The sequence below is a fragment of the Asaia sp. HumB genome (genome assembly GCF_030263835.1).
Lineage (GTDB): Bacteria > Pseudomonadota > Alphaproteobacteria > Acetobacterales > Acetobacteraceae > Asaia > Asaia bogorensis.
In genome coordinates, this window is the sequence record NZ_JARPML010000002.1 from 1,774,043 (window position 1) to 1,786,436 (window position 12,394).

General features: G+C 60.3%; 13 protein-coding genes and 1 pseudogene. 5 read left to right on the forward strand and 9 right to left on the reverse strand.

Annotated elements, in window-relative coordinates; all coding sequences use genetic code 11:
- Positions 1–90 precede the first annotated feature (90 nt).
- From P5689_RS09120 to P5689_RS09135, 4 genes are all read right to left on the reverse strand, one after another.
- Positions 91–1,557 carry a phosphomannomutase gene (locus P5689_RS09120; protein WP_285533873.1) on the reverse strand — a complete coding sequence of 489 codons (1,467 nt, stop codon included), beginning with the start codon at positions 1,555–1,557 and terminating at the stop codon, positions 91–93.
- 62 nt (positions 1,558–1,619) lie between these two features.
- Entirely contained in the window at positions 1,620–2,129 is a 510-nt protein-coding gene (locus P5689_RS09125; protein WP_235075408.1) for a hypothetical protein, read from the reverse strand.
- Positions 2,126–3,025 carry an SDR family oxidoreductase gene (locus tag P5689_RS09130; protein WP_051395808.1) on the reverse strand — a complete coding sequence of 300 codons (900 nt, stop codon included), beginning with the start codon at positions 3,023–3,025 and terminating at the stop codon, positions 2,126–2,128. Before P5689_RS09130 ends, P5689_RS09125 begins: the two co-directional genes overlap by 4 nt.
- Positions 3,026–3,027: 2 nt before the next feature.
- The gene (locus P5689_RS09135; protein WP_152530150.1) at positions 3,028–4,449 is read right to left on the reverse strand and encodes a hypothetical protein; all 1,422 of its coding nucleotides are present in this window, start codon (positions 4,447–4,449) and stop codon (positions 3,028–3,030) included.
- Between the two features lie 234 nt (positions 4,450–4,683).
- On the opposite strand from P5689_RS09135, the gene rplM reads away from it, so the two are divergent.
- A complete protein-coding gene (gene rplM / locus P5689_RS09140; protein WP_023977905.1) occupies positions 4,684–5,160 on the forward strand; it encodes a 50S ribosomal protein L13 in 477 nt (158 codons plus the stop codon).
- 5 nt (positions 5,161–5,165) lie between these two features.
- Entirely contained in the window at positions 5,166–5,651 is a 486-nt protein-coding gene (gene rpsI / locus P5689_RS09145) for a 30S ribosomal protein S9 (RefSeq protein ID WP_023977906.1), read from the forward strand.
- A 330-nt stretch (positions 5,652–5,981) separates the two neighbouring features.
- Here rpsI and P5689_RS09150 read toward each other — a convergent pair whose 3' ends face one another.
- Entirely contained in the window at positions 5,982–6,203 is a 222-nt protein-coding gene (locus P5689_RS09150; protein WP_285532910.1) for a DUF2256 domain-containing protein, read from the reverse strand.
- 175 nt (positions 6,204–6,378) lie between these two features.
- Between P5689_RS09150 and P5689_RS09155 the strand changes: the two genes are divergently transcribed.
- Together P5689_RS09155 and P5689_RS09160 are read left to right on the forward strand one after the other, a co-directional pair.
- Positions 6,379–7,188, forward strand: a complete 810-nt coding sequence (locus P5689_RS09155) for an alpha/beta fold hydrolase (RefSeq protein ID WP_023977907.1) — start codon at positions 6,379–6,381, stop codon at positions 7,186–7,188.
- The gene (locus tag P5689_RS09160; RefSeq protein WP_285532911.1) at positions 7,185–8,033 is read left to right on the forward strand and encodes a sugar phosphate isomerase/epimerase family protein; all 849 of its coding nucleotides are present in this window, start codon (positions 7,185–7,187) and stop codon (positions 8,031–8,033) included. Before P5689_RS09155 ends, P5689_RS09160 begins: the two co-directional genes overlap by 4 nt.
- Positions 8,034–8,069: 36 nt before the next feature.
- Here the strand turns inward: P5689_RS09160 and arsH are convergent.
- The 3 genes and pseudogenes from arsH to P5689_RS09175 form a co-directional block, all read right to left on the reverse strand.
- A pseudogene (gene arsH, locus P5689_RS09165) lies at positions 8,070–8,753 on the reverse strand (arsenical resistance protein ArsH).
- 39 nt (positions 8,754–8,792) lie between these two features.
- A complete protein-coding gene (locus tag P5689_RS09170; RefSeq protein ID WP_285532912.1) occupies positions 8,793–9,146 on the reverse strand; it encodes a metalloregulator ArsR/SmtB family transcription factor in 354 nt (117 codons plus the stop codon).
- Positions 9,147–9,260: 114 nt separating this feature from the next.
- A complete protein-coding gene (locus P5689_RS09175) occupies positions 9,261–10,121 on the reverse strand; it encodes a glucose 1-dehydrogenase (RefSeq protein WP_023977910.1) in 861 nt (286 codons plus the stop codon).
- 550 nt (positions 10,122–10,671) lie between these two features.
- On the opposite strand from P5689_RS09175, the gene P5689_RS09180 reads away from it, so the two are divergent.
- A complete protein-coding gene (locus P5689_RS09180) occupies positions 10,672–10,989 on the forward strand; it encodes a hypothetical protein (protein ID WP_023977911.1) in 318 nt (105 codons plus the stop codon).
- A 61-nt stretch (positions 10,990–11,050) separates the two neighbouring features.
- Here P5689_RS09180 and P5689_RS09185 read toward each other — a convergent pair whose 3' ends face one another.
- The gene (locus P5689_RS09185; RefSeq protein WP_023977912.1) at positions 11,051–12,256 is read right to left on the reverse strand and encodes a PepSY domain-containing protein; all 1,206 of its coding nucleotides are present in this window, start codon (positions 12,254–12,256) and stop codon (positions 11,051–11,053) included.
- Positions 12,257–12,394: the final 138 nt, after the last annotated feature.

Genomic DNA, 12,394 nt, shown 5'->3' on the forward strand with positions numbered 1-12,394 from the left:
GGCTGCGGCGGGGCCGCCCGGGCGACACTCTGATGCAGGATTTCCAGAGCCTTGCGGGCTGTCCGTTGCGCCGACCCTAATCCCTAATGGTCAGTCGCGCCAAGAGGTGGCAAGCGTGAGAGCGGTTGCGAGAAGAAGGCGGGCCTGTGTCTGGGTGGCAGCCTCGGCATAAAGCCGTAGTTCTGGCGCATTGCCTGAGGGACGGAAATGCACGACATCCTGCGACGCGAAGGTCAGGCGTAGGCCATCCGTCTCATCGATGTGAACGATGTCACCACAAAGAGCCGCGAAGGCGGGCAGATGCCGGTGGGTGGCCAGTGAGTCGCGCAGGGCCGCGATGGCCTCAAGGCTGCGGTCGGTTGCCAGTGGTGTGATCCGGTCGCTCAACGTGTAGCGCTGAGGCAACGTCGCGGCCAGAGCCGCAAGATCATCCCCGTGGTCGCGCGCAGCCATGAGGGCGCAGAGCATCGGGAGAACCGCATCACGTGTTGGCAGAGCGGCAAGCGCGCCGCCGGGAGCTGTGGCCGTAGGGCGCATGACCGGTGTGGCGAGGAGGAACCCTCCATTGGCCTCATAGCCCACGGAGGGAGCCAGCCCCGATTGCGCGGCTTGCGTCATGGCGGCAACGACATAGGGTGAGCCAATGCGTGTGCGGTGGATCGCGCGAGCAAACCCGGCTTTTTCAAGGGCGGTATTGCTGTTGATGGGTGTGGCAACGGCCTGGGCCCCGAGATAACGGGCGGCGAGAATGCCGAGGATATCGCCACGGAGCCATTGGCCCTGTCGATCCGCAATGAGGGGCCGGTCGGAATCGCCGTCTGTCGTCAGAAGGGCATCGTAAGCCCCTGTCGCTGCCCAGGTGCTGGCCAGAGCGACGTCCTCGGGGCGAACCGCTTCGGTGTCGACCGGCATGAATGTTTCCGACCGGGCCAGCGGCGTCACCCTGGCCCCCAGGGCATCGAGCACGCTGATAAGGCAATCTCTTCCCACGGCGGAATGCTGATAGATGCCAAGGCGAAGGCCCCGCAGCGCATCGGCCCCGAAGAAATCGCGATATCGGGCGATATACGGCGTCAGAACATCAATGGGGTCCGGTAACGTGAAACTTTGGACGAGGGCACCATGGTCGTCGAAAAGTCCGGCAGGGAGCACAACACTTTGCTCCCGCATCCCGGGCTCGTCTTCTTTCAGAAATTCCCCTCGTGCACGGTTGAATTTTATACCGTTGCGATCAGCCGGAATATGGCTGCCTGTCACCATCAAGGACGGTATGCCGCGTGCATAGGCATGAAGGCAAAGAGCAGGTGTCGGCACATAGCCGCAAAAGACCGGCACACCGCCTGCATGCTCAATGGCGGCCGCGCAGGCGGAGAGGATGCGCGGCGTGCTGGGACGCAGATCGCCCGCCAGGGCAACCGGGCAGCCCGGCATGAACTCGCCCAGTGTGCCGAGATGCTGCAGATATCCGAGTACATAGGCAAAACACACGTCATCGCGCATGGCTGAAACAAGGCCACGCGCACCGCTCGTGCCGAAACCGACGCCCGAGCGGGTCATCCAGGCGCCGATTGTGAAGGCGTCAGCCATGGGCGTGCTGCTCCTGCCGTCCGGGTCCGGGCCTAGACGCGCCCATAGCCGAAGCTGTTGCGCGCGCGGGGCGCCAGACGGCAGCATTTCCATCCCCCCTCACCCATATCCGGCGTGTTCTGGTCGGTTGCGGGGGTGAGGTAACCATTGGGCAGCAGCACGTAGTGGGTGATGTGCAGCTCTGGCCCCTTGAGGAAGACATTGCGCCAGATCTTGCCGTCCACCGTATATTCCCTGAGCGTCCATGTGCCATCGAGCGTATCGGCCCGGTTGAACATCATGTCTTCTGCCCAGAATGACTGGCGATGCAGACGATATCGGCCGGATGTCGCGGTTGGGGCGCCATCCAGAACCAGCTCGATCGAGATATTGCCCTGCGGCGTAGGAAGTGGGTTGAACCCGTACCAGTCACCGAAAACCGGCCCTGTCGGGTCGGTGCAGCCCGCCAGTGTGGTGCATGACACCATCGCCAGCATCAGGCAGCCGAGGCGGGACAGGCTTTTCAGGGCGCGGGGTACGGGCTGGGGCATTGGGCGGGTCATGGGCGCATTCCAGAGGAGAAAGGGGCCTGTTCGGAGGCGGGGGAGAAGAGACGGGACAGCCCGACCTCGAGCGGAACTGGCGTTATGCCCAGCCGGTCCTGCATGGGCTGGACGGGAAAAGCCTTGTCCTCGAGTAGGCGTCGTATCTCGGCGCGCCCTATGGTGGGAAAGCCTGGCAGCTTCGCTGCGAGGGGAGCGAGGGCCTCGAGCAAGGGGCCGGGCAGGGGCAGAAAGAGCCGACGCCCCAAACCGGCAGCCTTGAGGATCGCCTCGATGAATTGCCGGTAGGTGACGGCCTCGGGGCCGGCAATGACGAGCGATTCAGGGCCGGTCAGCCTGCCTGTTTCGGCCAGTTCCAGCGCGGCAAGAACCGCGCGTGTCACGTCATCCTGATAGATAGGCTGCACCAGAGAGCGCCCGCCATTGGGCAAGGGAATGACAGGCAGGCGCTTCAGCAGGCTGGCCAGGCGCTGCACGTTGTCCTCACCCTGTGCACCATAGATCATGGTCGGATGCAGGATCATGCCTTTGCGCCCTGACGCCAGCAGGGCAGATTCGCCAGCCAGTACCCCATTGCCATGCGCGTCCGGCCAGCGCGTGAATTTTCGTGTGCTGCCAAGGGCAATCAGGCTGGCAGTGGCCGGTGCGGCGGCAAGAATGGCAGGAATGAAGCGGGCATGGGCAGTCGAGACGATCCGCACAGCCCCCTCAAGAGCCGTGGCAAGGCTGGTGGCGTCGTTCAGATCGGCCATGCGCGCCGTACGACGTTGGGCGCTTTCGAGTTTTTTCGGGGACCGTATGACGGCAATCACCGTGTCGCCCTGCGCGGCAAGCGCCCGGGCGATAGCGGTGCCGGAGCGACCACTGGCCCCTATCAGATGGATGGGTGACGCCATGTTCAGTGCAGCGTCGTGGAAAGGACGGGCGGTGATGACCAGGCCCGTGCCATGGCAGGATCCTGCGATAGCGGCTTGATCATTCTGATCATGCTCGAATTATCGAGAGGTACTGGCGGTCGGAAGGAGAGCGTCAGGCTTTTCCCTGTAGGGGACTGCACGAATTCGGGGACCGCACTCAGCCCCGGGACCTTCTGTACGACGAAGGCCAGTGACATGAGGAGCGTCGGTTTGAGATCCTCAAGGGTCATGTTGCGCTGGGCGGCGATGCGGGTCAGGAGCGCATCGAGATTGCCCCCCTCATCCGTGTAGGTCAGATCGGTCGAGACGAGGGCGGGCAGATGCTCCGCATCGTAATTCTCGAGATTGTTCATGGCGAGCCGGGCATTGACCGTGAAGGATTTCGGGGTGGTGGCCGTCAGACCGATCATTCCCGCACGCGTGGTCGTGTTGAAGGACATGGTCTGGTTGACCGTGTTGATGTGGATGACCGGGGGCAGGACAAGGGAGAGGGGAAACGCAGGGCTGATCTTGAGAGAGGAATTACGCGTCTCTCCCCGTGTTTCGATCGTCTCGCCTTCTTTCCAGCGGCGCATGTCGCTGGTCTCCGATGTCAGTTGCAGGTTAAGGAATGAGAAGGACAGACCCTTGGTTTCGGTTCTTGCAGGGGTTTCCAGCGCATCGGACAAAAGCGCGACGTGAGCCGGCAGGGTGCCGCCCCTGAATTGCTCCGCCCAACCGACATAACGGGCGTAGCGTATGCCGCTCTCATGCATGTCGGTAATATCAAGGCTGACGGGTGCGGTTGCCTGGTGGGTGCTACGGGACAACAGGCCAGCCACCATGCTGTCTTTCGCGCAAAGCACATGACCTTCATGAAGGCTTCCGGCATTGCCATCATCATGGCCGTAATTATCGAGAGAGGCGTAGCCCATCGTAAACGTGCAACCGCTCGATGCGGTCAAGGCAATGTCATGGATCTGACCATGACGAAAATGAATCTGCGAGGCCGGCGGCAGGGTGACGATATCGCGTTTCTCGCGGCTGAAGGGCGGTAGCAGAAGCTTCTTGAGCGTCACTTCGCCAATGGTACCGCTCACAGGCCCCTGAACTGTCACATGATCAGCATGGATCTGTGAAAAGCTCAGCCCCGTTGCAAGATAACCCGTAGGGTTGTTGATGGTGAGATGTCTTGCCGCGAGGACAATATCGCCGCGGATGAAGCGGGCATTCTCGAAACCGGCACCGCGTGCGAGAAAGCGCGGATAGGCCTGATCATATTCGAAACGTGAGTCGGGTGGCAGGTTGGCACGCAGGCTGGCAAGGGCGCGTTGCAACTCAGCCTTGGATTCGTGGCGTACCCCGATAGCACCCAGACCGATGACAACAAGGCACAGGCCTGCGGCAAGCAAGGGTCTTTTCACGTCAGATCATCCTCTTGAAACGGCCTCAATCGACTGGCTGCATGTTAGTCCGGCTTTGCGACAGGGACAATCTCAGGCATTTTTCATGCGGTATCATGATACCGTTATACAAAAAATGGCGGAAAACAGCCATTTTTTGTATGGTAGCATGAGTCGAAAAAGCTTGACCTGCGAGCGGGCGCGCCCCATAAGTCGCCCCCAATACCAACACATGTTGCTGGATCAGTCAGAATCATGAAGACCACACTTTCGTTGAAGCCTGCAGAGGTGACGAAAGGCTGGACCCTGATCGACGCCGAAGGGCTCGTTCTTGGCCGCCTCGCCACCATCATCGCGACCCGCCTGCGCGGCAAGCACAAGCCCCAGTACACCCCGCATGTCGATTGCGGCGACAACATCGTCGTGATCAACGCCGAGAAGATCGTCCTGACCGGCAACAAGGTGGGCCAGAAGCTGTTCCACTACCACACGGGTCATCCCGGTGGCATCAAGGAGCGCACCATCACGCAGCGCCTCGAGGGCAAGAACCCCGGCAGCGTGATCGAGAAGGCAGTCGAGCGTATGATCACGCGCGGCCCGCTGCAGCGCGCCCAGATGAAGCATCTGTATGTCTATGCCGGTGACAAGCACCCGCATGAAGGCCAGCAGCCGGTCAAGCTGGATGTTGCGTCCATGAACCGCAAGAACACCCTCAATGTGATCGAGGCCTGAGAGATATGTCTGAAACTCAAGAGCGCACAGGTACGCTTCAGGACCTCGCCGGTATCGCTCCTGCCACGCAGGCTGCTCCGGTTCACGAAGTCAAGCGCGATGCACAGGGCCGTTCCTATGCAACGGGTCGTCGCAAGGACGCCACGGCACGCGTATGGGTCAAGCCGGGCAAGGGTGACATCATCGTCAATGGCCGTCCGGTCACGACGTACTTCGCCCGTCCGGTTCTGCGCATGCTGATCACGCAGCCCTTCCTGCTGACGGATCGCTACAACCAGTTCGACGTGTATTGCACGGTCAAGGGCGGCGGTCTGTCCGGCCAGGCTGGTGCAGTGCGTCACGGTATCTCGCGCGCCCTGACCCATTATGACCCCGCTCTGCGTGGCATTCTGAAGGTTGCAGGCTTCCTGACCCGCGACAGCCGCGTTGTCGAGCGCAAGAAGTACGGTCGCGCCAAGGCTCGTCGTTCGTTCCAGTTCTCGAAGCGCTGATACTTCGGGGCTTCGGCCCCGCAGGGATCGACCCGTTTGTGCGGGACGTTTTGGAAAAACCCGCTCTCGCAAGAGGGCGGGTTTTTTTGTGTCAAAAGACCAAGCTGCGCCGATACGGCGCAAAGGTCCCATACAGGCTGGCTCGGCCGTACTGCGGGGTAAAGGGGAGCAGTAATTTCCCCCGGACAGCGCTGGAAGATGAGGCCGCCGCGCACGATATGCGTTCGGATCCTGTTTTCATCCGCATACCTCTCGCATTGGCACTACCCGTCGCAAGTCGATGCCTCCGGATAAATGAACCTGGCTTTCTGGATGTTTGGGTATCTAGCCCTAGGATCTGACACCCCTGCCAACGAGGAACAGCGAGGGGCGTATCTCAGGTGACCCATTGCCGTCATTGCGTCGGCAGCGTTCCGAACAATAACGCACCTGATCCCAGTCACGAGCCCATTTCTTGCGCCAGGAGAAATGGCGGTGGCACATGGGGCATATTTTCTGAGGCAGATCTGCCTTGTCTGGCCGGGGTGGAATGCGCCCCTTTCCGCGGGCCATGACATTTTTCCTTCGATGAGCGATTCATCAGAACGCCCGAAAGCGTGCAGGTTTTCGTGCCGTTGCGTGACGATCGTTTCATGAAACCCGATCCCGTCTCCGGACGCTTGCCCAGCCATGTGAGCTCGAAGCACTGGCGGTATCCTGTATGCCGCCTCATCCGGAGGAACGGCCCTTGCCCAAAATTACTGCCAGTGACGGAACGACCCTTCATTACGAGGAGCAGGGCAGCGGGCGCCCGCTGATCATGATTCATGGCTGGACATTTTCAGGCCGGTTCTTCCATCGCAATATTCCGGCATTGGCAAAGAAAGCCCGCGTCATCACACTCGACCTGCGCGGGCATGGCGAGTCTGGCAAGCCGGACCACTCCTACCGTATCGCCCGCCTCGCGGCGGATCTGCGCGACCTGATCGCGCAGCTTGACCTTGATGATGTAACAGTTCTGGGCTGGTCCATCGGCTGCCCGATTATCTGGTCTTATCTTGAGCTATTCGGCAAGGCGCATCTGCGTGACGCCATCTTTGTGCAGCAAACGCCGCGTCAGTATTTCTCTGCTGAATGGAAATACGGTCATGCTGCGTGTTACGATCAGGCCGGACTGGCTGAAACCATCCAGAAACTGACCCTGACGCCAGAGGCATTCGACCAGCAGAATCTTGCCGATTGTCTGGCCACCACACTGTCGCATGACGAGCGCACCATGCTCCTGGCCGAAATGGCCAAAAGCCCTGCTCATGCCCGCGCCGCAATGATGGCGGACCATACAGTGCATGACTGGCGAGACCTTTTGCCCCATATCGATCTACCTGCCCTGATGATGGTCGCCCGCAAGGACGCCGTACTCGTGCCTGAAGGCCCTGCCTGGGTGGCGGAAAACATGCCGAAATGCGACGTGCTCCATTTCGAGAACAGCTCCCACATGCTCTTCATCGATGAAACAGCGAAATTCAATCAGGCCGTGCTGGAGTTTCTTGACCGATGAGCCCTTTCCCTTTCGCATTCGGCATGAATCAATTCACCACCCAGCCGTGGTCATTCGAACAGGATGTCGAGCATTATGCCCGCCTCGGCGTGCAGGCGATCGAGATCTGCGAAGCCAAGCTCGATGCGGATAACGCCCCCCGACAAATGGAAATGGCGAAGGAGGCCGGACTTGCCATCAGTGCGGTGCAACCGGCCATCCGCACGTTTTTCGGTAGTCAGATGGCACCCGAGCCACAGGCTACCCAGGCGCGTGTGACGGCTTTTGCGGAAAGCCTGAAGCGCCTTGCACCCTATGCCGAGGGCGCGTCGTTTGTCATGAATACCGGCGCACCACCCAAAGGCGATATGCAACGCTGCCTGGACGAGACGCAAAAACATCTGCGCACTCTCGCTCTGCTTGCGGCCGATCTGGGAGTCAAACTGGCCATCGAGCCACTCAACCCTGTCTCGATCAATGTCGAGACGGCCATCTGGACCATTGATCAGGCATTGGATGTCATCGAGGCCGTTGGGCATCCCTCATGCGGGCTCTGCCTGGATTACTGGAATATCTGGCAGCAGCCCGATTGTGCTGGAGCAATCAGACGGGCAGGCACGGCAATCCTTGTTGTGCAGGCCAGCGACTGGCGCACGCCCCGTTCCGGTATGGACCGTCTCATTCCCGGGGAGGGGGCCATTCCGCTTGGGGCACTGATGAAGGCAACCTACGATGCTGGCTATCGGGGCGCCTGCACAGTCGAAATTTTCTCTTCCGGCGTTGAAGACAGCCTCTACGACCGTGATCTGGAAGCGGTGATCCGGGAGAGCCATGAGGGGCTAATCACGGCATGGGCAGACGCCTGATCTGTCGGGGAACGTCACCTGTTTTCAGCGCTGCCATTATGGTGCCGCAGACAGGGCTTTTCGTTCGCTATAGCGGTCAACGAGATAATCGGCTCGGTCACGGGTCAGCAGGGTGAACTTGACGAGTTCATCCATGACATCAACCAGCCGGTCATGGAATGACGAGGGGATCATCCGGTCATTCTCGTCGAACTGTTTATAGGCCATGGGAACGCTGGATTGATTGGGTATGGTGATCATGCGCATCCAGCGGCCCAGAATGTGCAGGGCATTGACTGTGTTGAAGCTCTGCGAACCGCCGCAAACCTGCATGACGGCGAGTGTTCGTCCCTGGGTCGGGCGTATGGAACCGGTTTCGAGCGGGAGCCAGTCAATCTGGTTCTTGAAAACAGCCGTCAATGTGCCGTGGCGTTCGGGGCTGCACCAGACCTGACCTTCCGACCACAGGGACAGGCGGCGCAATTCCTGCACCTTCGGATGGTCATCCGTCACGGAATCGACCATCGGCAGATCTGCTGGATCGAAAATCCGCGTTTCCGCCCCGAGCGCCTCCAGAATACGGGAGGCCTCGATCACGAGTAACCGGCTGAACGAGCGTGGGCGCAGCGAACCGTAAAGCAGCAGGATGCGCGGCCGGTGCGTAGCGCCGATACGAGGCTCAAGCCTGTCCTAGTCGATAGGATGAAGATGGCGGGGATCGTAGAGCGGTGCATCCGGCATGTAGGGGCGTCCTTTACTATGTCCATCAGGCACAGGCGTTCAGCTTTTTGGCTTTGCACCCATCGTGCAGAGATGCAGCCCGGACAAGATTGGCGAGGCGAGATCAGGGCGGTCCGTGCAACATTCTGACAGCAGAAACGCCATCAGCTCTGCAAGCTGCCCCACGGCTGCCCGGTAAATGACCGCCCGGCTCCGGCGCTCTGAGGTAAGGAGCTCCGCACGCTGCAAAATGGCCAGGTGGGTCGATATCGTGTTCTGTGGTTGCTCAAGTTGGGTCGCAATTTCGCCGACACGCAGGCCGTCCGGCTCGTGACGCACGAGCAGACGTATGATCTTCAGGCGTGTAGCCTGTGACAGCGCAGCGAAAGCTGCGAGGGCCTCTGACGTTTCCATATATCTAGATTAACTGATATATTTCGGTGGCACAATGCCGAGTGAGGATCCGACCGGTCAAACTCGCGTGTGCCGGGGCATGGCGCGAAAAGCGCAGCATGCCCGCGGAGAAAATTAGCCGTTGATGATCGTTCCGCCATTCACATGCAGCGTCTGGCCTGTCACGAAGGATGAGTCAGCGCTCGCCAGATAGACATAGGCCGGCCCGAGCTCAGCCGGGTCGCCGCATCGGTCCATCGGCACGGAATTGGCCAACCCGGAGACTTCCTGCGGGTCGACAGGTCCCCAGCTTGCCGGCTGAAGCGGTGTCCAGACCGGTCCTGGCGCGACCGCATTGACCCTTATGCCCTTCGAAACGAGTTCGAGTGCCAGAGCGCGGGTGAAACCCATCTCGGCGGCCTTCGTCGTGGAATAGGCCAGCAATCCTGCACTGCCGCGATAGGCATTGATGGACGAGGTATTGATGATGGCGCTGCCTCCGCCCAAATGGGCCAGGGCCGCGCGCGTCAGATAGAAATAGCCGTTGATGTTGGTGTCCATATGACGCTGCCATTCATCATCGGTGATGGTGGCACTGTTCTGGTTGACCACCTGCCAGCCGGCATTGTTCACGAGGATATCCAGAGTGCCGAATTGCTCGATCGTCTGTTTTACAGCGTCATTGCAGAAGGCGCTGGAGCGTATGTCACCGGCGATGGCAAGCGCCTTGGTCCCTTCTTTCTCAATCAGGCTGACGGTCTCCTGCGCGTCTTCATGTTCCTCAAGGTAGAGGATGACGACATTGGCCCCTTCGCGGGCGAAATGCAGCGCGGCAGCACGGCCGATGCCGCTGTCAGCCCCGCTGATCAGCGCCGTCTTGCCCGAAAGCTTGCCACTGCCACGATAACCATCGCGGATATGAACGGCGAGCGGGCGCATTGCCTTTTCTACACCGGGCTGATGGGTTTGCGACTGGGGAGGGATCTGCTCTGGCATCGGCTGGCTCCTTGGGTCGAATGACCACGGATACGATTTCACGGACCCGTGAAGAATGCCTCACATGGCGTGATGTTCCGTCAGGTCACAGTGTTCAACCCGTTGTGAACGAGCCTGCTCACAAGAAGGGAGCGGCAGCCTGAAGCGCTGCCTGAGGCGTGTTCTTTGATCGCCAGAGAGGTTTCGTGGGAATCTCGTTACGCTGAAACGTTCAGCCGACCGCCCTCTGCGGTGTCGGTCTGATGGGGGAAGACCATCCTGTTCGAGCATTGTGTTGCACGGGCAAAAGGGGGTGGTTCACAAGGATGTAAAAGGCTAGAGAGATTTTCCTGCGTTCTGTCCCGCCCTTTCGGGGGGATCTAGCCATTCGATCAGGTGAAGACACGTTTCCCGGATCCGTTATGTCGCGCTGTCAACCTCGTGTCGCGTGCCTTTATTTTCTTCAGGGAGCCTGGTCCTGACTCGTTCCGATGATCCCAATCTCCATCTGCTTGATGAGAGAGGGCGACGCATAAGAGCCGCACGCAAGAACGGCAGGGTCTGGATATTCATGGTGCCAGGGCAGATCCAGACCGTACGACTGGTGTCGAGGCTTTTTCATCCTGCCTGGGCTGAGGGCAGTCATTACGGCCCATCGCGTGGTGTGCTTGTCGGCAAGATCACGTTCTTCGACTCAAACCGGACCCATACGATGACCGAGCATCTCGACAGCCCTGCGCTAGACGGCTGGCGTGAGAAACACTCAGCCCAGTCACGCTGGACTTCGGGGGATGCAATGCTGTCTCTGGGTGATCAGGACCCGATCGACCCCGGTGTGCTTTCGATCGAGATCCTGTCTGACGAAACATATGAGGACGACGATCTCTAAGACCTGATGCTGTGATGTTCTTGCGGCTGGACAATGTCGCAACAGGCTGGAAGCGCAAGTGTCAGGTTCGAGACCGACGACCCGTCTTGCGTGTTGCGGCACGGCAGGCACGTCGCTTGCCAAGCCAGATCAGCACGCCTGTGGCGGCAAGAGCCGCCGTGGCGACACCGCTCAGACAAACCAGAATACGTCCCGGCAGTCCTGCGATCCGCCCGCTATGAAAAGGGTCCTGTATCTGCAGGATCATATCGCCAAGGCAGCCCTGGGGCGCCATTACGGTCTGCTTCGTCGCGCCGGTCTGCAAATCCACTGTGACGAGCGGGCTGCCAAACCCGGCAGGAAAACGATCCGAGTCACTGAACAGATAGAACAGGGCGGTATCGGGCGCGTGGGTCAGCATCAGGGCAGCGGGTCGGGCAGACCAGCCATGCGTAACAACCCATTCGTGGGCGCGACTCTCGGCCTGTTCGAGGGTCAATGCATGCGGGCCCCCGGGCAGGGCAATCTCGGCTTGCGGCGGGGCCAGCGGGAACAGGGCACTGACAGCAGGCTGGAAGATCTGGGGGCCGAGTGCCAGCGCCACGCCACTGACTGCCATGCCGAGAAACAGCAGCCACAACCATAATCCTGCAGCCCGATGCAGGTCGAAAAACAGGCGCAGGGCATTGCGGGGAGAGGCCACCAGCCATGATTTCTTCCATCCCGGCCAGAATCGCCGCCGCCACGGAGCAAGGGCAGGCGGCAGGGTGAGGAGAAGGCCGTTCAGGCAATCCAGACTCCAGATCAGCGCTGTGATGCCGACGATCCAGAGCCCTGTCTGACCGGCAACCAGCGAATAATGCAGCCGGTAGATAAAGGGCATCAGGGCGCGCCGCCCGAGGCAGCATCCCTCGCTCAGTCGTCCCCCCATTTCATGACCATCCGATGGATCGAGAAAGATCTCGTCCCATAACGGGTGTCCGGCATGGTCCCTGAGCGGTGAGAGATAGGCATGGATCGTCTCGAAGCGGGCAGGCCTGTAATCGAGCAGGATGAGCGATTGACCGGGGTGCCGCGTTTCGATGGCTCTGATCAGGTCAGATGGCGCGAGATGGCTATCGCCATGCGTCGTCGTAAACAGATCAGGGTTGAGCATCCGGTCAAGCTCGACCCGAAATACGCTGATGCTGCCCGTAAGGCCGAGCACGATAAGCAGAGGGGCCAGAATCAGACCGAGATATCGGTGAAAGGCCAGCAGGACGGGGCGCGCAGGGCGCAGCGGCCACATGAAGCGGTCGATAGGCCGGCCGCGGTCCGTTTGACGGGGGGCGCGAGGCCGCAAGGGGGCTAGCACGCTGGGAATGGGGCCGTTCCAGTCACGAAGGCTTGAGCTCGCTTCTGGCTAGTGAGTGCGCAAGTAATAGTC